Source organism: Arthrobacter sp. ISL-5, assembly GCF_018613835.1.
GTDB lineage: Bacteria > Actinomycetota > Actinomycetes > Actinomycetales > Micrococcaceae > Arthrobacter.
Map to the genome: position 1 here is coordinate 75752 of NZ_JAGGPM010000043.1, position 24702 is coordinate 100453.

Genomic DNA, 24702 nt, shown 5'->3' on the forward strand with positions numbered 1-24702 from the left:
TGATTCCTAGAGTGTGGCTGTCGTGGGATTCCAGTCCTCGGGGAGGGCTGCGGAGACGGGGGCGGCGCTTTCGACATCGACGAAGGTGCCGGATTCCACGGACTCGGTGATCGAAACCAGGGTGTCCAGCACGTGGTAGGCGAGGTTGCCCGTGGCACGGTGCGGAACCCCGGCCCGGATGGAGCGGGCCAAGTCCAGCACACCCATGCCGCGGCCGTTGGACGGTCCCGTGGCCGGGATAACTGTCCAGTCTTCATCGCCGGTACGCCAGAGCCTGATGTCGCCGTCGAAGTTGTTCGGGTCCGGCAGGGAAATGGTGGCCTCCGTGCCGGTGATCTCCACGAAGCCAGCTCGATCGCGCGGTGATTCGAAGCTGAACACGCTGTGCGAGGAGGCGCCGCCGTCGAACTCCGCCATGGCGGAGACGTGGGTGGGGACCTCGACGGCGAATTCTTCGCCGGCCCTGGGCCCGGATCCGATCACGCGGGTTTTCTTGGAAGCAGAGCCGACGGCGGCCACCCGGCGGACCGAGCCGAAGGTCTGGACCAGGGCGGTGAGGTAGTAGGGGCCCATGTCGAACAGCGGCCCGGCGCCGTGCTGGAAGAGGAAGGCCGGGTTCGGATGCCAGGATTCCGGGCCGGGGGTCTGGAACATGGTGATGGCGGTCAGCGGGGTGCCGATGTCGCCGCGTTCGATGAGCCTGCGGGCGGTCTGCAGCCCGGCGCCGAGGAAGGTGTCAGGGGCGCAGCCCAGTCGGATTCCGGCGGCGTCGGCTGTTTTCAGCAGGCCCAGTCCGGATTCGCGGTCCAGGGAGAAGGGCTTCTCGGTCCAGACGTGCTTGCCGGCATTCACTGCAGCGGTGGCGACCTCCACATGCGCGGCGGGGATGGTCAGGTTGACGATGATTTCGACGTCGGGGTGGTTCAGGGCGGCGTTCACGCCGCCCCATTCGGGAATGCCGTATTCCTTGGCCCTGGCTTCCGCGGCGTCCTCGTAGAGGTCCGCGATCACGTGCACCTTCAGGTCCGGGAAGACAGTCAGATTGTCCAGGTACTGCTTGCTGATGTTTCCGGCGCCTATGACGCCGACGCCGACCGGCCCCCGGCGGGAAGACGCGGAGAATCCGGGAGACAGCTCGGCGCGATACGTTGCGCCGCTCATGCCTTGGCTCCGGCAGGCTCGAGGGAGTTGAGGAAGGCGAGGGACTGGGCGACGCCGTCGAACACGTCACCTGCGTAGTCGTCGAATTCCACGACCCCGACCTCGAGGTGCTTCGCGGCCGCTATGACTTCGGCCACTGGGATCTTTCCCTGGCCTGCCGGGAGCTGGGCCTTGGTGTCGGTGTCCACGGGCCCGTCCTTGATGTGGATGGCAATGACGCGGTTACCGAGCTTGGTGAGGATGTCCACGGGGTCCTGGCTGCCCACGGCCACCCAGTAGGTGTCCACTTCCAGGACCAGTTCAGGGTCCAGCAGGTCCGCGAAATATTCCAGTGCGGTGCGGCCCTCGATGATGGACTCCAGTTCCCACTGGTGGTTGTGGTAGCCCACGCGGATCCCGTACTCCGAGCCTTTCCTGGCGGCGGCGTTGAGCTGCCTGGCGATGTTGCCGATGGACTCGGCGTCCTGCCAGTGTTCGGCCGGGACATAGGGGTCGATCACGGTGCCGATGCCCAGTTGTTTGGCGGCGGCGAAGATCTCGTCCTTGTCCTCGGTCATCAGCAGCGGGGCGTGGCCGGTGGCGGCTGTGATCCCGTTCTCGGCGAAGGCCTGGGCGAATTCCTCGACGCGGGCGGCGAAGTTGTACGGTTCCACCTGGGTGAAGCCGATCTCTGCCAGCCGCTTGATGGTACCGGGCAGGTCTTGCTCGACGGCGTCGCGGACGGTGTAGAGCTGGACTGCATAGGGCATGTCTTTACCTCGTTGGGTGGTCGGTGTGAAAGGGCAGCGGGACGCCGGCTACTTGATGCCGGTGGCCGCGACGCTTTGGATGAAGTAGCGCTGCAGCATGATGAACAGCAGGATGATGGGTGTGATGACCAGGACCGAACCGGCCAGCAGCAGTCCGTAGTTGGTGGCGTTCTGTCCCTGGGAAAACAGGGACAGTGCTACCGGCAGGGTGTACTTTTCCTGGCTTTGGGCCGCGACCAGGGGCCAGAGGAAGTTGTTCCATGACGTCAGGAAGGTGAGGATCCCGAGGGTTGCCAGTGGCGGTCCGCACAGGGGCATGACGACGCGGGTGAAGATGCGGAGTTCGCTGGCCCCGTCGATCCGCGCGGCTTCGATGATTGAATCGGGAATGCCCATCATGAACTGGCGCATGAGGAAGACACCAAGGGGCCCGGCAAGGAATGGCAGGAACAGGGCCGGGTAGGTGTTGACCAGGCCAAGCTTGCTGACCATGACGAAGAGCGGCACGAAAGTGACAACGCCGGGAACCATCAAGGTCACCATGACGATCAGGAACAGGAACTGCTTGCCGGGGAAGTCCATCTTGGCGAGGGCGTAGCCGACCATTGAACAGAACACCAGGTTTCCCAGCACCGTGACCACGGCCACGAGGAGGCTGTTGATGAAAAAAGTGTCGATGTGCAGGGTGGTGAACCATTGGTTGTAGTTCTCCAGGGTGGGTGCTTCAGGCCACCAGGTGATGGGCCGGCGCAGGAGTTCGCCCTGGGTTTTGAACGAGCCCAGCAGCATCCACACGAACGGCAAGAGGGTGGCGACGACCCCGAGTATGAGCAGCACATACGTCAGGTTTTGAGGGCGGACCCGACGGCGGCGCTTGCCCGGGCGGGTCCGTCCGGGATGGCTGCCCATTGCTGTTCTCGATGATTCGGTTTTCAGGGTTTCGGTGGGAGTTGTCATGGCGATCCTTAGTCCTTCGACCGGAGGGCACGGAACTGGACGAGGCTCAGCAGCGCGATGGCTACAAACAGGACGTAGCTGGCAGCGGAGGCCAGGCCGTACTGTCCGAACCCGAACTGGTTGAACGTGAAGTAGCTGATGGACAGCGTGGAATCGAGCGGTCCGCCCTTGGTCATCACGAACGGCTCCTCGAAGAACTGCAGGTAGCCAACCGAAAGCAGGACGGCTCCCAAAAGCAGCGTTGGACGGAGGGTAGGGAGGGTGATCCGGGTAAAGCGCTGCCAGGCATTGGCACCGTCCACCTCGGCTGCTTCCAGCATCTCGGCCGAAACGTTCTGCAGGCCGGCCAGGAAGATGATCATCAACGTGCCCATGTTGCGCCAGACGGCCATGAGGATCATCGCCGGCATGGCCCACGTGGTGCTGTTGAGCCAGTCCGGTCCCTGGATGCCGACGGCACCCAGGACGGTGTTCATCAGACCGTCAGGCTGCAGGATGAAGCGCCAGACGACGGCGATGGCCACGATGCTGGTGACGACCGGCGTGTAGAAGCCCACCCGGAAGACCGTGCGGAAGCGCTTGATTCCGCTGTTCAGGGCTACTGCCAGGCCCAGGGCTACCGCCATGGTCAGGGGGATGCCGACAATGACGAAGTAGCCGGTGTTCAGCATCGAATGCAGGAACTGCGGGTTGGCGAACAAGCGGCCGTATTGCTCCAGCCCGACGAATCCGACCGAAAATGGATTCTGGACGTCCCGGCTGGTGAAGTCCGTGAATGACATCGCGAACGACGAAATCAGCGGGACCAGCATGAACACGCCGAAGAGCGCCACGAACGGGAGGGCGAAGCCCCAGGCAATGAACGCCTGCCGGCGCCGGCGGTAGGAGGATCCAGTCCTCTGTCCGCCGGCCCGGCTGGTTGTTCCAAAACGTGGACGGCTGGATGTCGCCGTCACGTTAGTGGCCTGTTCCTGCTGAATCAGCCGTGGACTGCAGTTCCGTCAACGCAGCGGCCGGGTCCTTGCCGGCCTTGACGATCTGCTCCAGCTGGGTGTCAGCGGCTGCGGAAACCTGGGTCCAGGTGGTGATCGCCGGAGGAGAGTTTGTGTCCTTCAGCTGGTTTCCGAAGACGGTGAGCTTGGCATCGCCGGACAGGGAGGTATCGGTCCAGGCAGCCTGCTTGGCCGGCAGGTCGCCGGTGAGCTTGTGGAACTTAAGCTGAACCTCGGGCTGGGAGAGGTACTGGATGAACTTCCACGCGGTGTCCCTGTTCTGGGTCTTTTTGAAGACCACCAGATCGGAGCCGCCGACGAAGGAGGTAGCGGACTTTTCCTTGGGGATCATTCCTACCTTGTACTTGTCCGCGAAGCCCGGGCCGCCTGCCTTATCCAACTGGCCGATTTCGGACGGGCCCGCGATCAGCATGGGCACTGAGCCATTGACGAAGGCCGCCTCGGCCGCGCCGGCGCCGGTTGCCGGCGTCTTATTGGCGATGCCCTCCTGAAAGAAGCTGTTGAAGTACTTCAGGGCACCCACCATTTCGGGTGTGTCCAGCGTCCATTTGGTGCTGTCGGCGTTGACAAGCTGGGCTCCGTTGGACCAGGGGAAAGGCAGCATGGACTGGAAGTCGTCCGCGATGCCGGTCGGCAGGGCCACTCCGTACTTGGCGCCGGCCTTGGTCTGCAGATCCTTGGCCAGGGATTTGAACCCATCCCACGTGGTGGGGAAGCTGTCGTAGCCGGCCTGGGCCGCCAGGTCACTGCGGTAGTAAACCACCCGCGTGTCCACATACCACGGCACGCCGACATGGGTACCGGCCACTTCCGTTGCCTTCAGGGCGCCCGGAAAGATCCCGGTGGTATCCACTTCGGCCGGGACCGGCTCAAAGGCGTCGCTGAAGTCGCTCATCCACGTGGTACCCATCTGGGCGACGTCCGGCGTGGTGCCGCCGGCGATGGCGGTTTGGTACTTGTTGTGGGCGGCATCCCACGGTACCGCCGTCACGTTGACCTTCACGCCCGGGTTTGCAGCCTCGAAGTCTTTGGCCAGCTGCGGGAGTGCGGCCCCTTCGTCGGCCTGCGCCCACACCGTGATGGTCCCCGTCGCTTGCCCCGAGGCAATCGGGGCAGCGGAAGCTGCACTTCCCGCAGGTGAGCCGGCATCACGGCCGCAGCCGGTCATCAAAAGCGCGGCTGCCACGCCAAGAACAGCCACTTTTCGGGCCTTATGAGAGAGCATCATTGATCCTTTCGGAGATCTTCAAGTTGCGAGATGGCGGGCTTTGGGGATCCGGCCGCCTGTTCGGAGGCGTCCTTGCAAAACCGAATCTATGCGCTTTACGTAATCTCGCTTGGAAAGAATTTATGCGCATTGATGCGGGAGCACAAGTGTTTGGAGAAAGTTTCTGGAGAATTGGGCCAGAATGACGCGCCCAGCCTGAATTGCCATATGCTAAGCGCATAACAACTCAGGTGAAGGGGGAGCCGATGGTCAGGCGACCGACAGTCTATGACGTGGCGGAGCGGGCGGGTGTATCGATCGCGACCGTTTCGTTCACCTTCCGGCAGCCCCACCGCGTCAAGCCGTCAACCAAGGAAAACGTACTTACGGCGGCTAAGGAGCTGGGCTATGTTCCCAGCGGGAATGCACGCGGTCTGGCCCGCGGCAGGACGGGCGCGCTGGGGATCTATTCCTATGACTACTATTCCCTAGGGACCGGGCCGGAGGACGGTCCTGCAGCCGGGGCGGACGGGGCCGGGGGGCCGGCCGTTGATGCGTCCAATGCAGACCTCAGGTTGTTTCCCGTGTACGTTGACGAGGTCCAGCGCGGCGTGGCCTTGGAATGCCGACGGCGGGGGTACACGCTGATCGTCAGCGGCGGCAGCCAGGCAAACAGCGAAACGGCGTTTGCAGACATAGCGGGCCAGGTAGACGGACTGGCTGTGTTCCCGAGGTCTGTGTCCGACGACGTCCTCGAGAGGATCTCCAGGATGATCCCCGTTGTCGAATTTTCCGAGCGGCCCCACAGTGACACGGTCAGCGGCGTCACCTGCGACAATGCGGGCGGAATGAGGCGTTTGACCGAGCACCTGATCTCTACCCACGGGTTCGAAGACCTGCAGTTCGTTGGGCCGGCCCGCATATTCCCGGACGCTCTGGCACGGTACGAGGGCTACCAGTCCCAACTTCGATCCTCGGGATTGAAGGAACTTCGCGAGCCGCTGGTGGCCGACGAAGGCAAGCCCGGCTGGTCGGAGAAAGTGGCGGACATACTTCTGGCCCAGGAGTCCTTGCCCGCAGCCCTGGTATGCGCCCAGGATGAAATCGCCCTCGGCATCATGGGTGAACTCGCGGCCCGTGGCATCAGCGTCCCGGGACAAATCGCCGTTACCGGATTCGACGGAATCGCAGCAGGTCTCATTTCCCGTCCGCCGCTGACCACCATCCGTCAGCCAATGGAACTCATGGGCAGGACAGCTGTCGGAATACTGCTCGACAGGTTCGAACACCCTGAAAAGCCTGCCCGGAGCCAGGAGCTGCCGGTTCAGTTGATCGTGCGCGAGAGTTGCGGCTGCCTGCCCGTCTGATTCCGGGAGCCCAGGCTCGCAATCCTCTAGCGGATCGCTCGGTCAGGCTTCAGTGAAGCGGCTCTCGGCTTCGTCGATCACTTGATCAAGGACACGGGAGTCGGCTCGTAGTCCTGCGACTAGCTGATCGATGTCACGCAATCCAGCACGCTCCAGGAGCCGCTTCTCATTCGAGACCCACTCACCGCGAGCAGCAAGGACCGCATTTGGCGCGAGGACTTGAGCGGGCCTTAGTCTGAAGGGATGTTGCTACTTGTCGATTTGGACAACACTTTGGTCGACAGGGCGTCCGCCTTCAATCTCTGGGCAATGCATTTTGTCCGGTCGCTCGGGCGACCCGATTCGGAGGCAGAGTGGCTTATCGCCACAGACCGTGACGGCTACGAACCACGAGAATCTTTGGCTCGCGCGATCAGGAAACGGTTCAAGACGAACAAGTCGATCGACGCTCTTGTGAACGCACTTCTCTACGAACACGTGGATCTATTGACGATGGATCCCCTCACGATCGACGCCCTCGGGAACGCGCGGGAATCCGGCTGGAAAATAGGTATCGTCACCAACGGAACGACTGCGCAGCAGACCCTCAAAATTGAAACGGTCGGGCTTGGACGATATGTCGATGCTGTTGTTATCTCCGAAACGGAACGTGTCAAAAAACCGGACCCCGAGATCTTCCGCATTGCTGCGGATCGACTGGGCGCCGACCTGCCCAGCGGTTGGATGATCGGCGATCACCCGACTGCTGACATTGCGGGCGGCAGGTCAGCTGGCTTGGAAACAGGCTGGGTTTCTCGCGGGATGGATTGGCCAGCAGATCGGGCTGTTCCCACGGTCACGGCAACAACCGCCGCCGAGGTCCTGGACGCAGTCGTTCATCTAGGCCCCAGGCCAATTGAGGAACGGATCTTTTAGCCTGGATATGGTCTCCTTCGCCGGTGTGAGAGCATGGCGCCATGGACGATGAGGCGATCCGGCCTGCTGTAGATAAGGACTTTCCCGCAGTAGCTGCCCTTCGATGGCAATGGCTCGTCGAAGGGAAAGGATCCGCACGGTCCGACTCGAAGGAGACGTTCGTCGGACTGTTCGCTTCGTGGCTACGCGGCCACGCGGACACGCACAGATGCCTCGTCGTCGAACAGGACGGTGTTTTGGTCGGATTTGCCATCGTCGCCTACTTTGACCGAGTCCCCACCGCTCAGGCGCTCGAACGAACGTCCGCGGAGCTGCAGTCCCTCTATGTCGTTCCCTTCGCACGAAACACTGGTGTGGGCGCGCGTCTGATCGATGCCGCCCTGAACGCGGCCCGGGATTCGGGGGCCGAACGGATCACCGTCCATAGCAGTGAGCGGGCGGTCACCGCTTATGTTCGCGCAGGGTTCAGCTCATCTGCACAATTCATGGAACAGGGCCTCCACTCCTGAGGAATCGGCTGCCGGCATGAGCGGTTGCAGGGAGCGAATCGCCTCCGGGGGGATTTTTACGATAGGGGCCGATGTGCGGATTGGGCCAGGCGTCCAATTGCTCACCGCACTTCATCCAATCAGCGACCACCAAAAACGGCGAGATGGCTGGGAACGGGCGGAGCCCATAGAGATTGAGGACAACGCTTGGTTGGGTGGTGGCGTCATCGTTTGTCCCGGCGTGACGATCGGTGCGAATACCGTCATCGGTGCCGGTAGCGTCGTATTGAAGGACATCCCGGCTCAAGTCTTTGCGGCCGGAAACCCAGCCAAAGTGATCCGGCAACTCTGACCATGTGGCATGGCCTTGGGCCAGCCCGCATGTCGTCACCGCGAGCAAGCACATTTTCATCTACGACCCTCGTGCAAAATTCTGTTAGCCGTGCCGTGGCGCCCTGAAAGTGTCCCACAAGGGTTTCCCCCTTGCGGGCAATATTTTCGTCAGTCCGGCCAATGGATTTCGGCTTCCCTGGAACGCTCGCCCGCGGCTGCTCGACGGCCTTTGCACACTCGGGCCACCCGAAGGACTGACCTCGACCAGCGCGCTCCTATGCTGCATGCCCTGTTTCCTGATCTGCGAACTCTGGCATTTGGCGCCGCCGCCCGGGCCGTAACCGCTGCCAGGACTGCAGATGCCGGTGTCGCGGCAACTAGCCGTGCTGCCACCATGAGCCCATATGAGGATCCCTCAGCGAACATGTCTATTTCGAGACCGGGACAGATCGCGAGAGAATCACCTCCCGCGTGTCAACTATGCATCTGGGGGAACCCGGGCAGACCGTCTATGCTCCGCGCGTTCCTCTCGGCGCGGTATTCGGCCATGCCGTCTGCGCCCTTGTTCTCGGCCCGTAAGCGAAGAAGGTCACGCTCGCCGGTCATTTCCATGATGGGGACGCCCCAGCCACACGAGTCGCTGATGCGGGTGACGTCTACCGTGATGACCGCTCGGGTGCTTGGGTGCTCGGGGTGAAGCGCCAGTACTTCTTCGAATGTTGCCTCACCCGGGAGGAACACCGAGCCTCGGCCGTGTAGTCGAACGATGCGGGGCCTGCTGCCGAACGAATTGAACATGATACACACGCGGCCGTTTTCTCGGATGTGTGCGATTGTCTCGACGCCGCTGCCGGTGTAGTCAATCCAGCCGACCCGGTGGGTGCCCAAGACAGAGAATGAGTCGTGGCCGCGGGGGGACAAATTCACATGTCCGTCTGCTCCAAGGGGCGCAGTTGCGACGAACCACATGGGCTGTTCCTCGATCCACGCTTTGAGGTTCTTGTCGATGGAATCGAATATTTTGGCCACGTTCAAAGCATAGTCCGTAGGATCGGGCCCTCTCGATTCCGTCCGACAGGGATCCCCAAATCGGACGCAGCGGCGTCCGCTGAGCCACCGGCTTACGGGCGCGACATTGCGGCTGTCAGTTGGCTTGCTTAGAGGCTCTTGCGCCCTCATGCTCCCCACAGGTTGCATCTCTAAACGTAGGCTGACTGGATGAATCAGCAGACTGAAGTGGTGCTCGTCCATGGCTTGTGGCACCAGCCGGCCCACTTCGACCAGTTGGCAGACGATCTGCGCCGCCTCGGCGCCACTGTCCATGTTCCTCGTCTGCATAGGGGTTCACTAGCTGCGGATACTGCAGTCGTCCAAGAGACGGTCGATGGATGTTTGGCACCGCCAGTCGTCCTTGGCCATTCATATGGTGGATCTGTCATCACTGGCCTGGAACGGGTCCGGCACCTCATGTACGTTGCGGCGTTCGTTCCGGCAGCCGGTGAAAGTGGCGCCATTCTGGGTGGTCCCTCAGCGCTGGTCAACGACGCCATCCGGCATAACGAGGATGGGTCAACCAGCATTCAGCCGGAACGGGCTCGTGAGGTTTTGTACGCAGATTGTTCCGCCGCCGATAGTGCACGGGCCACGTCGCTCCTAGTACCTCAACAACCTGGTCATGGTCGCGGGGTGCCCAGCCGCATTGCCTGGCAAACCACCGAGAGCACCTATATTCACTGTGAACAGGACAAAGCGCTTAGTCCTATCCTTCAGGAACGAATGGCCGGCCGATGTACCAAGGCTGTCAGTTTAAACTCGAGCCATTCACCCTTCATCAGCCAACCTAAGTGGCTCACGAAACGCATCTTGGAGATATAGACACCCCGTTGGCCGAAACGAGGCGCCGGTGAGCAAAATCTCACGTGCCCCCAAGGACCGGCTAACGGGCGGCCGACGCGCTTGCCGCCGAACCTCGTGGAAACCTAGAGGCATGGACTACAACAAGGTAATCGACAGGCTGACCGCTTGGGCTCAGGACAACGTCAATGTGCGCGCGATGGTGCTGACCGGTTCCGCGGCCGCCAACGAGACGCATCCCCTATCGGATCGCGATATCGAGGTGTACGCCACCGACCCGGCCCCGCTCCTTTCAGACGATTCCTGGTGGGATCAACTCGGGGAGGTCCTTGTTGTCGAGCGCCTGGCGAACCCCGGTTGGCACCCCACCCGCTTGGTGTACTACGTCGGCGGCAAGCTCGACCTGACCGTCATCAAGGCCGACGCGCTACCGACGATGCGCTATGAACGGCGCTTCGCCGTCCTCGTAGACAAGGACGGTCATTCCGGCTCACTTCGCCAGGCTGCGGTGCGGAATTCGTTGCCCGACGAGACGGCATTTCATGAGCGACTGGACTGGGGATATGCCGCTGCACTGATGTGTGCGAAGGCGATCGTCCGAGACGAGCCGTGGTCAAGCAAGATCCGCGACCGAGACCTGAAAGCGTCGCTGCTGATGCTGATCGAATGGGATCACCACGCCCGCTACGGACTTGACTACGACGTACGCTTCCTCGGTTCCCGAATGCGGGAATGGATGGACCTCGACGTGCAGCAAGCGCTTGAACAGTGCTGGGGCCAATTCGACGCCGTGGATTCTGCCAATGCCCTGCGCGCTTCAATCATCCTGTTCGCCGACCTTGGCGCGCGTATCGCGGACAAGCTTCGCTTCCAACCCTTCGATCACGACCGCGTTCACCGCGAGGTCGAAGCCATCCTTGCGATGCATACAGATGTCCGCAAGAGGATCCCCAACGGGCACCGAGTGCCCGTTGGGGCAACGGTCTGCGGTCCATGCTGCATGACTCGTTGTCGGCGCCGATAGGGTGGGATTTGCCAGCGCATTCCAACAAGAGGACGCCCATGCCCAGCGCAGTTACCCTCATTAGCTCGAGCACCCTTAGTGCCTCCGCGCAGTACGCGTATGCGGCGACCGTTCCCGGCGCCGCACGCCTCATTTTCCTGGCCGGATCATGCCCCTTGAATAAGGACGGTACGACCGCAGGGCCAGGGGACTACGCAGCACAGGCTGCAAAAGCGATTGAGAACTTGTGCCTTGCCCTGGAAGCCGCCGGTGCCGGCATCGGGGATGTAATCTCCACACGCATCCTTGTGGCATCGACCGAGCGGGCCGACCTGGTAACGGCGTGGGACGTGGTTCGGGCAGCCTTTGGCGAGCACGATGTGCCAAGCACGCTGATGGGAGTCACGGTGCTCGGCTATGAAGACCAGTTGGTAGAGATCGAAGCAATCGCCGCAGTTATTGATTGAACCGGTGCTGTCCGCTCATCAACAGCGAACCGAGTTCCTTTGCTGGATCGATGACGCAGCCAATACCTGAGAACGAAGACATCCCCGAATCTGTCACTAGGGGATCCCTCACCGGGAGAGCCTTGCAGCTTCTGCCGTCATGAGGGCCGGTCTGCGAAATGCGAGCAGGCAAGTTCCATCGCCTCGGCAGGGAACTCGTGCTCTCCATCGAACAGGTATGAGTCGCACACTCTGGGACCGAAGCTGGCAAGCACCGACCGCACTCCGTCCATGGGAAACCACGGGTCCGAGGTCGCGGCTGAGAGGAACACTCTCTGGCCTTGGAGTGTTCTAGCCACCGCAGGCACGTCCCCCGCGGCTGCCAAGCCCGGTACGAACCATGCAGAATTGTGCTTAAGGCGGTGCTTGGCGAACGAGGCCAGCGTGCCGACACCGCAGTTGATCACCCCAACAGAAAGGCGCGGATCGAACGCAAGACTGAAGAATGCCACTTGGCCGCCGAGGGAGTGTCCCATGATGCCGAGGCTCCCGGTAATCTCAGGTTGATCCGTGAGCCACGTCGTCAAGGTCGCTATGTCGCTGGCGTGCTTCGCCTGCAGGCTGCTGCCCCCAGCGATGCGCAGCAGCGCATCGAATTGTTCGTCGTCCCCGCCGCTGGCCGACCAGTTCCGTTGACGTTCTTCGAACCCGATCAGGTCGGGGATGAGCACTCGGACTCCACGTTCGGCGAGCCGGAGGCCATACGCCATTGTTCGGTCGCCGGAGAGGCCAGCCACTTCGGTCTTGCCCAGTGAGAAAGCCCGGGCATGCTGGTGGACGGCAATCACGGTGGGTCCGGCGGGTGCCTGGGGCGTCAGGAGCAGGCAAGGGATAGTGTCATCGTCCCAGGTGTCCACTTCGATCCGTTCGCGTGCTATCGAACCAACGGGGGCGAGCACGCGACGACGGACTGCCTTCGGCGCATAGTGTTCAGGGTCCTCCAATCCCAAGAGTCGACGAACTCCCTCGCGGCCCAACATGTCGTCCATGCCCCAATCCTCTCAGCCCGTCACGGGTTCTGACTGTCAATTTTCCGAAGTCGTCTTCCCGGATAATGTGTGCGCTGCCGTACCGGCGGGGCCTTGCGATTCCTGGCACTCGGTGTGCTTGGATGACAGCATGGATGCCGTTTCCCCCTTCTTGAGCATTCCCGAGGACGTCTGGCTGGCCAGCAATGCCTTGACGTTTGCGTTCTTCGACACGAATCCGACCTCGCCTGGGCACGCTCTGATCGTGCCCAGGCGTCCGATTGCCTCGTGGTTCGATGCGTCGGCCGACGAGCAGACGGCCGCCCTCGCGCTCCTGGGTAGTGTCAAGCGTGAACTGGGCCGACGCTTCAAACCGCATGGGTACAACGTGGGCTTCAATGATGGCGCAGCCGCGGGACAGACCGTGTTCCACGCTCACCTGCATGTCATCCCGCGATATACCAATGACGTGATCGACCCTCGCGGCGGCGTCCGGCACGCGGTCATCGGGCGCGGATACTACGGAAACTAGACGCTCGGGCTCCTGACAAGTTTCAACCGTTCCAAAGCGTCCTTGTTGCGATGGCCCCCTGAATCCGCCGAACTACCAACGAGACTCTCAACGACATAGTTCCCGCCGGAAGCACGCGTCTGTTTTGATGGCATCTGTGGCAGTCTTCTTCTTTGACGGTGACCAGACGCTGTGGGATTTCCAGGCGATGATGAGGCGTGCCCTGGCAGCCACGATCGAAGAGCTCCGCAGGCTTCGGCCCCAGACCGGAGGAGACCTGAGCGTCGAGGCCTTCGTCACCGACCGGGAAGCTGCCGCGGAACGGTTGCGGGGCCAAGTGACCAACCTCGAGCAGGTGCGGCTCGAGGCCTTCAAGCAGAGCCTCGCGCGCCTTCGATTCCGGGACGACGATCTCGCAGCCCACCTCAACGAGTTTTACCTGCAGCATCGCTTTGCCGACGTGATGCTCTACGACGATGTGCTGCCGGTCCTGGCAGAGCTAAGACGAAACCACCAGGTCGGACTCCTATCCAACGGCAACTCGTATCCAAAGAACCTGGGCCTGGAGGATTCCTTCCAGGCCGCCGTCCTGTCACAGGACCACGGCATCGAAAAGCCAGATCACCGGATTTTTGACATCGCCTCAGACCTGTTGCCCGGGGAACCGCGAATCATGGTCGGTGACTCACTGGCCAATGACGTCACCGGAGCCCAAGCCGCAGGTTGGACCGGCGTCTGGCTCAACAGGGAGGGCGCCTCGGCCCCGAACGCTGCACCAAACCTGGAGATTCGAAGCCTGCACGAACTCCTCCTCATGGCGAAGACATTGTGCCCTTAGCAGCTCGATGGGGATCCGCTTTGCGGCACAGATTTGCCGATGCCGATTGCCGGCTTTCGGCACGAAACGGTGGCATATTGTGGTCGAATGAACTTCGCAGCGACTCCGGTACTGAAGAACAGCAACGTGATCCTCGAGCCTTTGCACCCGGCACACCGAGACGATCTCGCTGAAGCCGTAGCGGCTCAAGAACTCTGGCGCACCTGGTACACCCACATCCCAACGCCAGAAATGATGAGCGATGAAATCAACCGTCGGCTTGCGCTGCAACACGAGGAGCGCATGGCGCCGTGGGCCATCATCGAGGCCTCATCCGGACGAGCCGTTGGCATGACAACATACTGCAACCTCGACCCAGCGAATCGACGCCTGGAAATCGGATCAACCTGGCTAGGCAAAAGAGCCCAGCAGGCCGGGATCAACACGGGAGCCAAGACACTCCTGCTGACGCGCGCGTTCGAGGAGCTTGGCTGTCTTGCGGTCGAATTCCGAGCTCACTGGCACAACAGACAGTCACGAGCTGCAATTGAACGCCTGGGAGCCAAACAGGACGGGGTACTCCGCAAACACACGGTGTTCGAGAACGGTACGATCCGCGACACCGTCGTGTACTCGATCATCGACGACGAGTGGCCGACGGTGAAGTTCGCCCTGCACGAGCGGACCGCTACATGAGAACAGCCCGCTGACGGACCGACTATCCGGGCACGCGAGCCAGATAGTGTAGTCGATCATGATCTGGTTGTTCGTAGCAATTGCGCTGGTGTTCGCAATCTTGCTCTGGGGAGAGTTTGCCCATTGGCGGTCGTCTCGGCGCAGACTCGGAGGCCAGCTCAGTCACGGGACTGACGAGGTAGTTGTCGTCCTCGGCTCTCGGAACCGTGGCGCACGCGTCAACCTCATCAATCGGTGGCGTGTGCGCGCAGGACTCAGGTCGCTAACGCCAGCCTCAGGGTCCTCGGTGCTTGTGCTCTGCGGTGGTGCCGTCGGCAGCGATGTGACTGAGTCGGAGCTGATGGCGGTTTATGCGCGTGAAAAGCGCCGCTACGCGGGACCGATTGTCACCGAGAGTTGATCTTGCTCAAGCCCGTGATGGCTGCGTTCGGTGTCAAGAACCTTCCCTCTACGCCAGTCTGAGCCCACTCCGGTCAGCCACCGGCTAACGGGACACCGAGACCGCTCCCCATCCGGCGCCGGTGGCTGGCGGGGTCCAACCTCGCCACCGGATGTCCCACGGAACAGTGCCTTGACTCAGGCTCTGCTCGACGGCGGCGCACGACGCAATGAGTCGCTGGGCGTCGGCCGGGTCATAGATGCCCATCGACACGGCGAGTTCAAGCTCGTCTTCGTCGCGGCGCTCCCATGAGGAGAAGTCGGCAGCGACGATGAGGTCCAGTGTTTCGTCCATGGTGTCGAACCCAAGAGCGGTCCGCTTCAGCGGTTGTTGGAAGTTTACGTACCAGGATATGACGCCTCCGTTCTCGGGGACTGAGGCGAACACTTCGAAGGGCTGGCCGTGCGGTGCGATACGGAGCATCCCCGGGGCGACGAATTCTTTCTTCCTCAAGCCCCATTCGCCGGACAACCACATCGAGAAGGTCTTCTCGCCGTGCTCGACGGCCAGGGGATAGTCGATGAGCGTGCCCGGGGCCAGATAGGACACCAACTGATCATCGGTGTCCTCGATCACGGTGACGGGCCGGGCCGTCCATACTTTGCTGTCAAGCACCTCCCGGATCAGGATCCGTTCGCCGGGCCGAAAGGTGCGCAATTCCACAGACATTGACTCAGGCTACCGGCACTTCTTTGGGATGGCGGGCAACGATGCCTGCCATGTCATTGTGCTGCAGACAAGGACTCCACACGGCCTTCAGGCTTCCGCGGTGGACCCCGACGGACGTCCGGGCTGTGGTGCCTGCGGCGCGCTGGGGTCATGTCGATGGTCGGTCGTGATTGAGTGGGGTCATGCCGACAAATGTTGAGATCAAAGCGCGTGTGGACCGTCTCGAAACGCTGCTGCCGGTGATCGCGGCGCTTGCTGATGCGGGTCCGGAGCACGTCGTGCAGGACGACACGTTCTTCTCCTGCGAGGGCGGCCGGCTCAAGCTCCGGGCTCTCCGCGATGACCACGGCGTGCTGATCTACTACCGCAGGGCAGATGAACTGGGCCCGAAAACCTCGTTCTACGTCCATTCGGAGACCTCCGACCCCGACGGGCTGCGGTCGGTCCTGGCGCTGGCCTACGGCGAGTCCGGCCGTGTACGGAAGCGCCGCATGGTGTTCCGGATCGGCCAGGCACGGATCCACCTTGACCGCGTTGACGGCCTGGGTGACTTCCTCGAACTTGAGGTCGGGGTAGAAGACGGGCTAGAGCCCGACGCCGCGACGTCTGAAGCGCATCGTCTGGTCGCTGCGTTCGGTATTGAGGCCGGCGCCATGGTCAGTGGTGCCTACGTGGACCTCCTCAGCGCTCTCGCAAGTGATTCCACACGTGGGCATGATGCCAGGACCACCTGACGCGGCATTCCGCAGATCCGGATCAGCGGAGAGTGTCCACACAGGGCTGCCGAATCCAAGGAATTGAAACGCCCCACGTTTGCAATCGGACGGCCTCCCCGCGGATGCCCGGCCCTTTAGGCTGAGTGCCATGGCTATCGTTCACAAAGCAACGCTGACTCCTTCGAAAGTGGAGCTCCTCCAGCAGTGGCTGCCCAACCAAACGTGGTTCGCGGGGAACGGGGCAACGCATCTTAGGCGTATCGGCTCCTTCCGCTTTGACGATCCTGACGGGGACGTCGGCATCGAAACACTTCTCGTGGCGAGTGACATATAGAGGTTCCCCTCTCCCGGAGGCCGACCTGTTCCTGATTGGCACCCTGGAGCACTCTTTTCTCGGAACACGATGGATTTATGATGCTGCTGGTGACCCCGTGTATGTATCCGCCCTGACCGCCGCCATCTTGACCGGCCAGCCACAGGCCGACCAATCTTTCGAGGTCGACGGAAGGCTGGAAATGATGCCTGAGTCGGTACACCTGCAGAGCTCGGGAACGCCGGACACCAGCGTTCCAATCATCTGCTCATCAGTGTCTGGCACCGTGGACGGCGTGACAGCCATACTTGCGGGGGACCTGGAGTTGTCGGTTAACCGGGTGCTAAATCTCGTCCAAGAAACGGCTGAACAGAGGGTCCTCACAGCCACATGGTGCGAACAAACCATCCCAGTGCAACTCGCATCGGTCAGATGCCGAAAGGGTGTCGTCCACTCTTGAAGAAACGATCTGCGCACCCGACATCGACATTCCTTGCAGACGCCCTCAGAAACTGACAGATCCGGAGCAGGGGAGTGTCCCGTCATGGGGTGTCCCGGCTCCAAGGAAATGAGACTCCACTGCGGCCACCCGCTACCACCCGATGATCGCGCGAATAGCAAGCGCAGTGTCCTTGGGCCTTTCATTGCCGATGGCCATGACATGCGCATCAAGTCGAGCTTCGCTCAGGATCTGGTTTAGTTCCACGCTGCGATGCAGGTGCCAGGACAACTCCGGACTATCGGGCTCGTGCCGATTCCTAAGCCGCTTCTGAACAGTGTCGAGAGGCGGATCCAGACGGACAACGGTCAGGTCTCCTCCGCCCAGGGCCGTGCGATAGCGTTCAACCTCGGTAGGGCTCTCAATGACCCCGGCCAGGATGAAACGTCGTACTCCGGCCTCGCTGTAGTTTGTTGCAACTGCTTGGAGGTTCCGGAGTTCGAGTTCATGGTTGAACCGATCTGTTGGCGGTGCGGGCCAGCTTCGCCGCAGCTGATCCAGATCGATGATGGCATTGCTGATTCCGTCCTCAGCGAGGATCCGGTGCAGGGCTTCGCCCGTTGTCGTCTTTCCGGAACCAACCGTGCCATTGAGGAATACGCTCTGAAGATGAGGGGCCATCCCAGGAGTCTAGGTGACGTGTTAACTTCAACAGCCTCGGCAGCTGTCCCTCTTCGAAGGGAATTGGGACAGCCGAGGGCTCAGGTCGGATGAAGTGACGAGTTTAGATGTTGACGTGATAGTTGAGTGCCAGGTCAGCAGCGTTGACGCCGCGGATGCCCCAGTTGACTCGCGGACTCTCGAGGATCGTTATCTCAAGGCTGTGTGGGTCAATGCCTGCCTCGGCTTCGATGCGCGCAAAGAGTTCGGAAATGAGGTTGCGTTTCGCCTGCTCGGTCCGCCCTTCGAACATCGAGATTTCGATGATCGTGTAGTCCCCGCCGCGGTCCTCGGGATAAATGAAGTTGTCCTCGGTAAGGGGAACGAAGCGCTGGAATTTCTTCTCAGGTGGGTAATCAAGGGTCGCGACGATCGCGGTGTGTATCGCGCTTGAAAGCGATGCGCGGTGCTGCTCGATCGAGCTCCGGAGTCCGTAAATAGTGACCTGTGCCATGCCGCCACTCTACTGATGCTGCGGGCGCGCTAGCAGGTCAGCGCGAACTGCTTGCTCAACTCCTCCATGGCTGAGCCGTTCTGCCAGGAGGGATGTGAGTTGGTGATACGACTGCTGGAGGCTCATGGGGTCGAAGTCCGACCGCGAAATCACGTGAACGCGTATTTGCTCTGACTCGTCAAGGGTCGGCTCCCCGACCCTGTGGCAGCCAGTCGCAAGGACGTGGTGTACTCGGTTCGTTTGGTTGCCCCAGTTGGCCCATGTTGCGCCCAGGGATGTCAGCTGCTCGGCCCGGAAGCCCGTCTCTTCGCGTAGTTCCCTGGCTGCTGCCTCAATCGCTGACCCGTCGGAGGCTTCAACGACACCCCCTGGAAGCCCTATGCCGACCGTTCCTGCTCCATGGTGGTACTCCTCCACCAGGACAACCTCTCCTCCGGTAGTAAGAGCAAAAACGGATACCCACTCGCTTTGCGTCAGAACGTAGAAAGGATCGATCGTGATGCCGTCGCTGCGAAGACAGGAGTCGGCCCGGAGGTTGACCCAGCGATCTGAAATGACTGGTCGTGAGCTCAGCGTCGCCCATTTTTCGATGCTCATCGTTCCTCATTCCTCGTGGGAGTACGTTTGGGGCCACGATATCTCCATGCGTGGCCTGGCATAATCGCTGCCACGCCGTTCGCGGGACCGCCGCCGAACGCTGTGAGAAGCACCTTATAGCCGGCCATGGGTCGCCCGTGCTCGATCGAGCTCTCGTGTCTGTAAATAGTGACCTGTGCCATGCCGCCACTCTACTAATGCTGCGGTTCCGGGCCCTGCAAGCCATGACTGGCGGTACGCGGTCGGGCACGTAGCAATTGCGCGACGTGTTTGGGCGCTGCCCTGCTCCTCATAAGGCGAAGTGCTTGAGGACATCTCTTGCCACTTGGCCGGGTTTGCGTTGTGTTGTTTCGATGATGGCTTCGTCCAGGCCTGCTGCGGTAAGTGCGGAGTTGAGCTGGCGATAGCGCTTGAGATGCCATTGAAGGCTGGAGTCCTGCTCGGGCGTGTAGCGGCGGCGGAGCCGCTTTTCTGTCTCCTCTTCGGTGGCTATGAGACGGATGGGCCGGACGGGTAACTGGAATATGGCTTCGTAGCGCGTGCGGTCCTGGAGGCCGGCGATGACTCCGCTAACGACGAGTTGTCGTGCACCCGTGTTTTGGTAGTTGCGCCAGACGGCAGCCATGTTGGCGGCTTCAGTCTCAGTGTTTGTGGGGTCGTTTTCGCTTGGGGGCCATGAACGATGGAACCAATCGACATCCATCAGGCTGAAAGGCTTCCGGGCTTCTGAAAGCAAGTCACCAATGTGGTCCAGGGCTGATGTTTTCCCGGCACCGTAGGTCCCGTTGAGGAAAATGACGAAGTCTGTTGGGCTCACGTTGAGTCTCTCTGAAGCGGTATTGAGCAATCGAACCGGAACGGCAGGCTGGTCTTCGCCAAGCGAGGCATCTCCGGCTTAGTCCACCGTTCCAAGTGATCAGGCCGGCGGCAGCGTCGCCTCAGCTGCCGGCCAGCTCCAGATCCCGGATCGGAGCAGCAGGACTGACCTTACCTCTACTTGGAGATGGTCCGGGTCTGGAGAAGCAGCGAATGCAGGACTTCTGTGTTGAGACTGAAGTGACCTTCGTCGTGCAGGAGGATGCCAAGTTCCTGGAGCACAGCCAGGTGCGGCAAGGCTTCCTGTGCTGAAATCCCGATCAGGTCTTCGATCTCTTGGCCGGTATGCCAATTCCCGGCTCTGATGCTTCTGAGGATCGCCATCCTGGGTGCACGACGGATGGCGTTCAGCGCGTGCAGGGCAGCCCCGTGGCTCCCGTTGACCGGCGCCACAGGAGCCGTGATCAGTGCATTGGGCATGTCTGTCCTCTCATTCCATGCGCCGCCGGTTCGGGGAATCCGCTGAACCAGGAGCATCACTGTCTATACCGGACAGGGCCTGATTCGTGACGCTATTGCGTTGGAAGGACGGGGTTCTCTGTCCGTTCGGCGTCACGAAATGCGGCGCGGCCGGTACTAAACCAGGACGGTTTTGTTGGAGTCGGGGCATGAAGGCCCCGCGTCAGGTTAGGAGAACACCATGGCCGCTGGCTTTGAACTGTATCTGGACGGGGAGGGGGACCACAGGTTCCGTTTGGTCGCAGTGGATGGTTCGGTGATGCTCACCTCGGAGGCTTATCCCCATGAGGACGCTGCCATCGCCGGCATCCGGTCCGCGCAAGAAATCGCAGTAGCCGGGCGCATCGTGGATCTGACGGGTTCAGTCGCCAATGCCTGACGCTTCTCATGGCTGAACATGTAGTTGGTACCGGATCGGAGTCCTTTTGGACGAGGGCCACGAACGTCGACCCCGGCTGTAGCTGCCCGCGATGGCGTTACCATCCCGTGTACCCAAAACCCACTGATCCGCACTGCCCTAAACACGGCGATAACGGCTGATTCCGGGGAGAGGCTAACGGCTAATAGATCTCGGTGATGTGCGACCAGACCGCCCGCCAGGCACCGTCGGTCAGCTCATAGAGGTCCGTGTGCCAGTAGTTGGCTGGGGGCATCGGAGATCCTCCGAAGATCACTTCCCGGCGTGCCCGACAGCGCAGAACGGCGGCGTCCCCGTGAAACCGCACAGCGATGTCTCCTGGTTCCCACCGCACATACTTGACGGTTCCGGACTCCACCGCAGAGAGGTACTCGTCCCGACTCATGTTCTCGCCGATCGCCGTGATGATCTGAAAGGCCGGACTGTGAAGTAACCGGGCGACAGCCATATCTCCTGAGACCAGAGCCTGAATCCGAGTTCGTTCGACTGAGCGCAGCTGCTCTGTTGGATCTGCCAGCGGGTTGTTCATTGTTCCTTTCATCCGGCCGGATGCGAACGTTTCGAGGTAGCCGAAGACAAGTTGGCTTATATTTTGGCACGACAGGGGAGAGGCAGGGTTCCAGCGGCTTTCTTGCTCTCTCCGTTCCGTTCCGGCGCCGAATCCAAGCCGCGATGAGGCTTGTTGTCCACACGAATAAGGATTCCAGTTCGGCTGGTATCACGTCATTTATGAAGATAATTCGGGAGATTGTCTACATGTGAGTAGGATCACTACCTGGGGGAAAGACACAGTCTCAACGTGGAGGACATGTGGAAAAGATCCGCCTTAGTGTGATGACGGCCTTGATGTGAACGCTCACGACGTGGCCGAGACCCGGGAGAGCGCCTCTGTGACCCTCTCTGATCCGGACGGTGAGGCCGGAATTGTCCGGGCCAGCGCCGCGGCGGACCCTCATGCGATGACGATGCTGCACCTGGAACATTGGGATGCCGGCGTTGCTTTTGCCTACAGCCTGACCAGGGACCATAACGACGCCGAAGAACTGGCGGCACATGCCTTCCTCAAAGTCCTGTCGGCTATGCGGTCAGGGAAGGGCCCCTCAGGACCCTTTCGTCCCTACTTTTTCCGTGCGATCCGTACCAGCACAGCGGATCACTGGCGCAGGCGAAGCTACGAATACGCCACGGAACACGTTCCCGAAACTTCTGCCGAAGACGGTGGATATGCATATGTCGACGGAAAGCGGGAACGGGACATGGCATCGCGGGCCTTCGCGGCGCTTCCCCGGCGATGGCAGCAGGTTCTTTGGCATGTTGATGTGGTTGGGCTGCGACCACGGCAACTGGCGCCGATCCTGGAAATTGAGGCCAACGCGGTTTCCGCGTTGGTGCGAAGGGCGCGCCGTGGACTGCGCGAAGCCTATCTCGTTGAATATGTCGGGAGTGCAGCCGGGGAACGATGCCGGGAGTATTTGCCGCTGCTGGCCCGTATGGTGATGGATACCGCCTCGCGCCGAGACATTCTGAAGGTGAATCTTCACCGCCATATCTGTTCGGACTGTACAGCGGCCGTGCAGGGCCTGCGTGAAGTGCATTCACGAATGCGGGCTGCCGGCACGCCGCTGGTCTTTGGTGCAGTGATTTCGATGCACATGGCAGGGCACTTGGATTCCGGCATATCCGTCCAGGGGTTCCTTCACGCTTCCGGCGTAGCCGATGTGGTCGATCGAATGAGCACCCTCACGGACGTGAAGAAGGCGATTCTCGGGGCGGCCGTGCCAGTGCTGCATGCGTTGGCGCGCACATTGGGACTTCGTTAACCGTTCCAGTTCCGAAGACTCATCGGGCCGCTGTGGCCTGAGACCACACCGCCTGCCAGATGGGCCCCTTCCTCTCATAGCAGTGAGTGTGCCAGTACGCGCTGCGCGGGACAGCCTGACCATCATAGGTGGCCTCAAGTTCGGCCCGGTATCGAAGTATCGCCAAGTCACCGCTGACGCGAACCGACATCTCTCCGGGTTCGAATATTGCGTAGTCAATGCGGCCGCTCTCTATCGCACCGAGATACTGATCCCGTGTCATCGAAACCCCGCCCGGCGTGACCAGATGGAAGTCCTGGCTGTGGAGCCACGGCTTACCGACCGCATCCTGCCGTATTCCCGGGCTCCTGGGTTCGCGCAGCAGAAAGCTGGTATTCCTCCTCAAACCAAGTATCAGCATTGGCAGAAGAAGCTACGGATAACGACTGGGTGCCGAACGTTCCGCGCATATAGTTCGATGTCTTCGTAGCTGACGACCGCTCCAGTGCAGCACCAGTGGCCGGCCGCCGGTAGTGGTGTCTTGGTGTCTGTGGAAAACGGATGCGATTGCAGCCCCTGCGGGCGGGCGCTGGCGATGGAAGCGTGTCATCGACTGTGCGACGCGGACTCTTCGGCGTGTCCCTGTTTAGGTCGTGAGTGCGGCCGCCGCAGGTGGGCGCGGTGCGGTAAGTCTGGCTGTGCCCTATCGGCTCCCTATGTGTGAGAGGGGAGATGCCAAGGTGTCAGGCATCTCGTCTCTTTTCCATCACGGGGTCGGAACTCGACAGTTAGTGAACATGTGGTGATCGCAGTGATGTGAGCCTTTTTGTGCTGATTTAGCAGGGATCTTTTCTCCTCATCTATGGTCGCAAAACCTGCCCTTGCATAGACCGCCGGGAGCCGGGAAGACCATGCTGTCAAAGGTCCCAAAACAGCTTTCTGCGTAGGCGCAGCCATCGAGAGGCACTCTTGAAGCCCCTGGCTACGATGAGAGCTGGGGAGGCCCGAACTAAGTCCCGCCTTGTAAAAGGCCCTCAAGCCCGGGGACAAAGCGCGGGTCATTCTCGCCGTAAAGTCGTCGCGTTCCTAAGGACTCCCGGCCGTCTCAAGGGCTCACTCGATGATTGCGAAGAACTCCGAGTTCATGAGGGCTCATTGAGAATGACTACAAGAGGCGGATCGCGGCGTCCTCGTTCCATCCCGCTGATGTAGGTGCGGTCGATCTTGACATGATTGGCGAAGGCTTCCTGGGATCATCACCTGCGTTGATGACGCAGGTCGCGCGTGCGTTGCGATGCACCAAACTGCTCATAGATGAAGCGATTTCGATAGGTCGCCGAAGAGTCCTCGGACTATGAGCATATTGAAGCGTTCGGGGTCATGAAAACGTTCGATCCGTTCTCTGGATGCTTATTAGACCTGGAGGAGCCCACATGCACGAAGACGAATGGCTCGGCGTCGCCGCTGCGGCCGAGCGCCATCATTGCAGCACCAAGACCATTTGGCGACGTATCAAGCAGGGTGGTTTGCCGGCGCGCACTGAGAAGATGAGTGGCCGCGACGGTCGCCCGGTCATCAAGACGATGATCCGAGTCGCCGACCTGAACGACGCATTCGGACGGACTGCACACGACGACCATGTCCGGAAGGTCTGTGAGGCTGCGCCTCCGTTGACAGCCGAGCAGGTGACCGTCATTGGCAAGGTGCTCCTGGACCATCTCCAAGAGCGTGACGCCAAGCGACGAAGCTCCGGCGGAGCTGGACCGTCGATGTAGAGGACCGACGGTCGGTCCCGGTTCTCCAGAGCGGCCTTGCCGCTCGACCGCTCTTCGGCGGCCTGGCGGACGGCCTCTCCCTTCGACTGCGTCCCTTCCAAGTTGAAGTCCACAGGTCGTACTCTGGTCCGTAGGCAGGGCGCGTTGTGGTGACGTCCTCCGGGCGAGAAACGACCGCTGACCTGCGGAAACGCGCCCCTTCTCACTATCTAAAGTTCAACGTATCTAACGTGTGTAGTCTGGCTACTTCGACCGGTCCCTCAATGCCTACGGCAGGGAGGGGGAGGAATGCCGACGCTGCGCCGCAGCGGGGATTGTCAGCCTGATGAAGCGCGAGCAGTTCATGAACCGGTCCTCCTACACGTGCCCCGTGTGCCAGCCGCGGCCCCGGAACGGCCGCTGGTGACCATTGCCACCGGCCGTTCCGGGCCGTAAATCCGGGGATCCCGGCCGCGTGGCAGTAGATTTAGGGCAGGACAAGCA

Annotated in this window: 29 protein-coding genes and 2 pseudogenes; 16 read left to right on the top strand and 15 right to left on the bottom strand. The window is 61.2% G+C overall.

Annotated features, from left to right (window positions below; translation table 11 throughout):
- Nucleotides 1–6: 6 nt before the first annotated feature.
- Genes J7I89_RS21585 through J7I89_RS21605 form a run of 5 tightly spaced genes read right to left on the bottom strand, consistent with a single transcriptional unit; the run spans nucleotide 7 to nucleotide 5108 of the window.
- Nucleotides 7–1161 carry a Gfo/Idh/MocA family protein gene (locus J7I89_RS21585; protein ID WP_214974591.1) on the bottom strand — a complete coding sequence of 385 codons (1155 nt, stop codon included), beginning with the start codon at nucleotides 1159–1161 and terminating at the stop codon, nucleotides 7–9.
- Nucleotides 1158–1910 (bottom strand): sugar phosphate isomerase/epimerase, encoded by a 753-nt coding sequence (locus tag J7I89_RS21590; protein WP_214974593.1) that lies wholly within the window; start codon nucleotides 1908–1910, stop codon nucleotides 1158–1160. The genes J7I89_RS21585 and J7I89_RS21590 overlap by 4 nt, the downstream gene beginning before the upstream one ends.
- Before the next feature lie 48 nt (nucleotides 1911–1958).
- Nucleotides 1959–2867 (bottom strand): carbohydrate ABC transporter permease, encoded by a 909-nt coding sequence (locus J7I89_RS21595; RefSeq protein WP_214974595.1) that lies wholly within the window; start codon nucleotides 2865–2867, stop codon nucleotides 1959–1961.
- 8 nt (nucleotides 2868–2875) lie between these two features.
- Nucleotides 2876–3823, bottom strand: a complete 948-nt coding sequence (locus J7I89_RS21600; protein ID WP_374102035.1) for a carbohydrate ABC transporter permease — start codon at nucleotides 3821–3823, stop codon at nucleotides 2876–2878.
- A 1-nt stretch (nucleotide 3824) separates the two neighbouring features.
- Nucleotides 3825–5108: a sugar ABC transporter substrate-binding protein gene (locus J7I89_RS21605; protein WP_308159998.1), complete on the bottom strand. Its 1284-nt coding sequence runs from the start codon at nucleotides 5106–5108 to the stop codon at nucleotides 3825–3827.
- Between the two features lie 245 nt (nucleotides 5109–5353).
- On the opposite strand from J7I89_RS21605, the gene J7I89_RS21610 reads away from it, so the two are divergent.
- The 4 genes from J7I89_RS21610 (at nucleotide 5354) to J7I89_RS25680 (ending at nucleotide 8209) form a co-directional block, all read left to right on the top strand.
- On the top strand, nucleotides 5354–6454 hold the full coding sequence (locus tag J7I89_RS21610; RefSeq protein WP_214974597.1) for a LacI family DNA-binding transcriptional regulator: 1101 nt from the start codon (nucleotides 5354–5356) through the stop codon (nucleotides 6452–6454).
- Between the two features lie 243 nt (nucleotides 6455–6697).
- Nucleotides 6698–7369 carry an HAD family hydrolase gene (locus J7I89_RS21615; protein ID WP_214974599.1) on the top strand — a complete coding sequence of 224 codons (672 nt, stop codon included), beginning with the start codon at nucleotides 6698–6700 and terminating at the stop codon, nucleotides 7367–7369.
- Between the two features lie 41 nt (nucleotides 7370–7410).
- Nucleotides 7411–7878 carry a GNAT family N-acetyltransferase gene (locus tag J7I89_RS21620; protein ID WP_214974601.1) on the top strand — a complete coding sequence of 156 codons (468 nt, stop codon included), beginning with the start codon at nucleotides 7411–7413 and terminating at the stop codon, nucleotides 7876–7878.
- A 97-nt stretch (nucleotides 7879–7975) separates the two neighbouring features.
- A complete protein-coding gene (locus J7I89_RS25680) occupies nucleotides 7976–8209 on the top strand; it encodes a DapH/DapD/GlmU-related protein (protein WP_308159999.1) in 234 nt (77 codons plus the stop codon).
- Nucleotides 8210–8664: 455 nt separating this feature from the next.
- Here the strand turns inward: J7I89_RS25680 and J7I89_RS21630 are convergent, their stop codons facing one another.
- Nucleotides 8665–9219, bottom strand: coding sequence for a pyridoxamine 5'-phosphate oxidase family protein (locus J7I89_RS21630; RefSeq protein WP_214974605.1), 555 nt, complete (start codon nucleotides 9217–9219; stop codon nucleotides 8665–8667).
- Nucleotides 9220–9408: 189 nt separating this feature from the next.
- On the opposite strand from J7I89_RS21630, the gene J7I89_RS21635 reads away from it, so the two are divergent.
- The 3 genes from J7I89_RS21635 (at nucleotide 9409) to J7I89_RS21645 (ending at nucleotide 11514) form a co-directional block, all read left to right on the top strand.
- Nucleotides 9409–10065 (top strand): alpha/beta hydrolase, encoded by a 657-nt coding sequence (locus J7I89_RS21635; RefSeq protein WP_214974607.1) that lies wholly within the window; start codon nucleotides 9409–9411, stop codon nucleotides 10063–10065.
- Between the two features lie 112 nt (nucleotides 10066–10177).
- Nucleotides 10178–11068 (top strand): aminoglycoside 6-adenylyltransferase, encoded by an 891-nt coding sequence (locus J7I89_RS21640; RefSeq protein ID WP_214974609.1) that lies wholly within the window; start codon nucleotides 10178–10180, stop codon nucleotides 11066–11068.
- A gap of 38 nt (nucleotides 11069–11106) precedes the next feature.
- Complete coding sequence (locus J7I89_RS21645) at nucleotides 11107–11514, top strand: RidA family protein (protein WP_214974611.1); 408 nt, start codon at nucleotides 11107–11109, stop codon at nucleotides 11512–11514.
- Between the two features lie 137 nt (nucleotides 11515–11651).
- On the opposite strand, the gene J7I89_RS21650 is transcribed toward J7I89_RS21645, so the two are convergent.
- A complete protein-coding gene (locus J7I89_RS21650) occupies nucleotides 11652–12542 on the bottom strand; it encodes a dienelactone hydrolase family protein (protein ID WP_214974613.1) in 891 nt (296 codons plus the stop codon).
- Between the two features lie 130 nt (nucleotides 12543–12672).
- Between J7I89_RS21650 and J7I89_RS21655 the strand changes: the two genes are divergently transcribed.
- The 3 genes from J7I89_RS21655 (at nucleotide 12673) to J7I89_RS21665 (ending at nucleotide 14545) form a co-directional block, all read left to right on the top strand.
- Nucleotides 12673–13053, top strand: coding sequence for an HIT family protein (locus tag J7I89_RS21655; protein WP_214974615.1), 381 nt, complete (start codon nucleotides 12673–12675; stop codon nucleotides 13051–13053).
- 127 nt (nucleotides 13054–13180) lie between these two features.
- Complete coding sequence (locus J7I89_RS21660; protein ID WP_214974617.1) at nucleotides 13181–13870, top strand: HAD family hydrolase; 690 nt, start codon at nucleotides 13181–13183, stop codon at nucleotides 13868–13870.
- A gap of 87 nt (nucleotides 13871–13957) precedes the next feature.
- Complete coding sequence (locus J7I89_RS21665; RefSeq protein WP_214974619.1) at nucleotides 13958–14545, top strand: GNAT family N-acetyltransferase; 588 nt, start codon at nucleotides 13958–13960, stop codon at nucleotides 14543–14545.
- Nucleotides 14546–15029: 484 nt separating this feature from the next.
- Here J7I89_RS21665 and J7I89_RS21670 read toward each other — a convergent pair whose 3' ends face one another.
- Nucleotides 15030–15653 carry a DUF402 domain-containing protein gene (locus J7I89_RS21670; protein WP_214974621.1) on the bottom strand — a complete coding sequence of 208 codons (624 nt, stop codon included), beginning with the start codon at nucleotides 15651–15653 and terminating at the stop codon, nucleotides 15030–15032.
- A 182-nt stretch (nucleotides 15654–15835) separates the two neighbouring features.
- Here J7I89_RS21670 and J7I89_RS21675 point away from each other — a divergent pair, with 182 nt between their 5' ends.
- Nucleotides 15836–16387 carry a class IV adenylate cyclase gene (locus J7I89_RS21675; protein ID WP_214974623.1) on the top strand — a complete coding sequence of 184 codons (552 nt, stop codon included), beginning with the start codon at nucleotides 15836–15838 and terminating at the stop codon, nucleotides 16385–16387.
- Nucleotides 16388–16517: 130 nt separating this feature from the next.
- Nucleotides 16518–17142, top strand: a pseudogene (locus tag J7I89_RS21680) (hypothetical protein).
- A 132-nt stretch (nucleotides 17143–17274) separates the two neighbouring features.
- Here the strand turns inward: J7I89_RS21680 and J7I89_RS21685 are convergent.
- The 5 genes from J7I89_RS21685 to J7I89_RS21705 all read right to left on the bottom strand — a co-directional run bounded on the left by J7I89_RS21685 (nucleotide 17275) and on the right by J7I89_RS21705 (nucleotide 20188).
- Complete coding sequence (locus J7I89_RS21685) at nucleotides 17275–17802, bottom strand: AAA family ATPase (RefSeq protein WP_214974624.1); 528 nt, start codon at nucleotides 17800–17802, stop codon at nucleotides 17275–17277.
- Nucleotides 17803–17905: 103 nt separating this feature from the next.
- Complete coding sequence (locus tag J7I89_RS21690) at nucleotides 17906–18295, bottom strand: tautomerase family protein (RefSeq protein ID WP_214974626.1); 390 nt, start codon at nucleotides 18293–18295, stop codon at nucleotides 17906–17908.
- Nucleotides 18296–18304: 9 nt separating this feature from the next.
- Nucleotides 18305–18892, bottom strand: a complete 588-nt coding sequence (locus J7I89_RS21695) for an NUDIX hydrolase (protein ID WP_214974628.1) — start codon at nucleotides 18890–18892, stop codon at nucleotides 18305–18307.
- Nucleotides 18893–19181: 289 nt separating this feature from the next.
- Nucleotides 19182–19709 (bottom strand): AAA family ATPase, encoded by a 528-nt coding sequence (locus tag J7I89_RS21700; RefSeq protein WP_214974630.1) that lies wholly within the window; start codon nucleotides 19707–19709, stop codon nucleotides 19182–19184.
- Between the two features lie 176 nt (nucleotides 19710–19885).
- Nucleotides 19886–20188 (bottom strand): hypothetical protein, encoded by a 303-nt coding sequence (locus J7I89_RS21705; RefSeq protein ID WP_214974632.1) that lies wholly within the window; start codon nucleotides 20186–20188, stop codon nucleotides 19886–19888.
- Between the two features lie 220 nt (nucleotides 20189–20408).
- Here J7I89_RS21705 and J7I89_RS21710 point away from each other — a divergent pair, with 220 nt between their 5' ends.
- Nucleotides 20409–20606 (top strand): DUF1508 domain-containing protein, encoded by a 198-nt coding sequence (locus J7I89_RS21710; protein WP_214974634.1) that lies wholly within the window; start codon nucleotides 20409–20411, stop codon nucleotides 20604–20606.
- Between the two features lie 181 nt (nucleotides 20607–20787).
- Here J7I89_RS21710 and J7I89_RS21715 read toward each other — a convergent pair whose 3' ends face one another.
- Nucleotides 20788–21186 (bottom strand): nuclear transport factor 2 family protein, encoded by a 399-nt coding sequence (locus J7I89_RS21715; protein ID WP_308160001.1) that lies wholly within the window; start codon nucleotides 21184–21186, stop codon nucleotides 20788–20790.
- A gap of 349 nt (nucleotides 21187–21535) precedes the next feature.
- Here J7I89_RS21715 and J7I89_RS21720 point away from each other — a divergent pair, with 349 nt between their 5' ends.
- Complete coding sequence (locus tag J7I89_RS21720) at nucleotides 21536–22465, top strand: RNA polymerase sigma factor (RefSeq protein WP_214974642.1); 930 nt, start codon at nucleotides 21536–21538, stop codon at nucleotides 22463–22465.
- Nucleotides 22466–22484: 19 nt separating this feature from the next.
- On the opposite strand, the gene J7I89_RS26030 is transcribed toward J7I89_RS21720, so the two are convergent.
- Complete coding sequence (locus J7I89_RS26030; protein ID WP_214974644.1) at nucleotides 22485–22865, bottom strand: nuclear transport factor 2 family protein; 381 nt, start codon at nucleotides 22863–22865, stop codon at nucleotides 22485–22487.
- A gap of 1012 nt (nucleotides 22866–23877) precedes the next feature.
- Between J7I89_RS26030 and J7I89_RS21730 the strand changes: the two genes are divergently transcribed.
- Both J7I89_RS21730 and J7I89_RS25410 read left to right on the top strand, forming a co-directional pair.
- Nucleotides 23878–24219 (top strand): hypothetical protein, encoded by a 342-nt coding sequence (locus J7I89_RS21730; protein WP_214974646.1) that lies wholly within the window; start codon nucleotides 23878–23880, stop codon nucleotides 24217–24219.
- 238 nt (nucleotides 24220–24457) lie between these two features.
- A pseudogene (locus tag J7I89_RS25410) lies at nucleotides 24458–24625 on the top strand (DNA-formamidopyrimidine glycosylase); the annotation flags it as partial.
- Between the last annotated feature and the right edge of the window lie 77 nt (nucleotides 24626–24702).

Coding starts and splice junctions, on each gene's coding strand:
- J7I89_RS21705 (WP_214974632.1), bottom strand. CDS start 20,188: ATGCCCAATGCACTGATCACGGCTCCTGTGGCGCCGGTCAACGGGAGC.
- J7I89_RS21690 (WP_214974626.1), bottom strand. CDS start 18,295: ATGGCACAGGTCACTATTTACGGACTCCGGAGCTCGATCGAGCAGCAC.
- J7I89_RS21615 (WP_214974599.1), top strand. CDS start 6,698: ATGTTGCTACTTGTCGATTTGGACAACACTTTGGTCGACAGGGCGTCC.
- J7I89_RS21730 (WP_214974646.1), top strand. CDS start 23,878: ATGCACGAAGACGAATGGCTCGGCGTCGCCGCTGCGGCCGAGCGCCAT.
- J7I89_RS21620 (WP_214974601.1), top strand. CDS start 7,411: ATGGACGATGAGGCGATCCGGCCTGCTGTAGATAAGGACTTTCCCGCA.
- J7I89_RS21645 (WP_214974611.1), top strand. CDS start 11,107: ATGCCCAGCGCAGTTACCCTCATTAGCTCGAGCACCCTTAGTGCCTCC.
- J7I89_RS21635 (WP_214974607.1), top strand. CDS start 9,409: ATGAATCAGCAGACTGAAGTGGTGCTCGTCCATGGCTTGTGGCACCAG.
- J7I89_RS21610 (WP_214974597.1), top strand. CDS start 5,354: ATGGTCAGGCGACCGACAGTCTATGACGTGGCGGAGCGGGCGGGTGTA.
- J7I89_RS21585 (WP_214974591.1), bottom strand. CDS start 1,161: ATGAGCGGCGCAACGTATCGCGCCGAGCTGTCTCCCGGATTCTCCGCG.
- J7I89_RS21675 (WP_214974623.1), top strand. CDS start 15,836: ATGCCGACAAATGTTGAGATCAAAGCGCGTGTGGACCGTCTCGAAACG.
- J7I89_RS21660 (WP_214974617.1), top strand. CDS start 13,181: ATGGCATCTGTGGCAGTCTTCTTCTTTGACGGTGACCAGACGCTGTGG.
- J7I89_RS21595 (WP_214974595.1), bottom strand. CDS start 2,867: ATGACAACTCCCACCGAAACCCTGAAAACCGAATCATCGAGAACAGCA.
- J7I89_RS21710 (WP_214974634.1), top strand. CDS start 20,409: ATGGCCGCTGGCTTTGAACTGTATCTGGACGGGGAGGGGGACCACAGG.
- J7I89_RS21715 (WP_308160001.1), bottom strand. CDS start 21,186: ATGAAAGGAACAATGAACAACCCGCTGGCAGATCCAACAGAGCAGCTG.
- J7I89_RS26030 (WP_214974644.1), bottom strand. CDS start 22,865: ATGCTGATACTTGGTTTGAGGAGGAATACCAGCTTTCTGCTGCGCGAA.
- J7I89_RS21640 (WP_214974609.1), top strand. CDS start 10,178: ATGGACTACAACAAGGTAATCGACAGGCTGACCGCTTGGGCTCAGGAC.
- J7I89_RS21590 (WP_214974593.1), bottom strand. CDS start 1,910: ATGCCCTATGCAGTCCAGCTCTACACCGTCCGCGACGCCGTCGAGCAA.
- J7I89_RS21650 (WP_214974613.1), bottom strand. CDS start 12,542: ATGGACGACATGTTGGGCCGCGAGGGAGTTCGTCGACTCTTGGGATTG.
- J7I89_RS21685 (WP_214974624.1), bottom strand. CDS start 17,802: ATGGCCCCTCATCTTCAGAGCGTATTCCTCAATGGCACGGTTGGTTCC.
- J7I89_RS21605 (WP_308159998.1), bottom strand. CDS start 5,108: ATGATGCTCTCTCATAAGGCCCGAAAAGTGGCTGTTCTTGGCGTGGCA.
- J7I89_RS21695 (WP_214974628.1), bottom strand. CDS start 18,892: ATGAGCATCGAAAAATGGGCGACGCTGAGCTCACGACCAGTCATTTCA.
- J7I89_RS21665 (WP_214974619.1), top strand. CDS start 13,958: ATGAACTTCGCAGCGACTCCGGTACTGAAGAACAGCAACGTGATCCTC.
- J7I89_RS21655 (WP_214974615.1), top strand. CDS start 12,673: ATGGATGCCGTTTCCCCCTTCTTGAGCATTCCCGAGGACGTCTGGCTG.
- J7I89_RS21670 (WP_214974621.1), bottom strand. CDS start 15,653: ATGTCTGTGGAATTGCGCACCTTTCGGCCCGGCGAACGGATCCTGATC.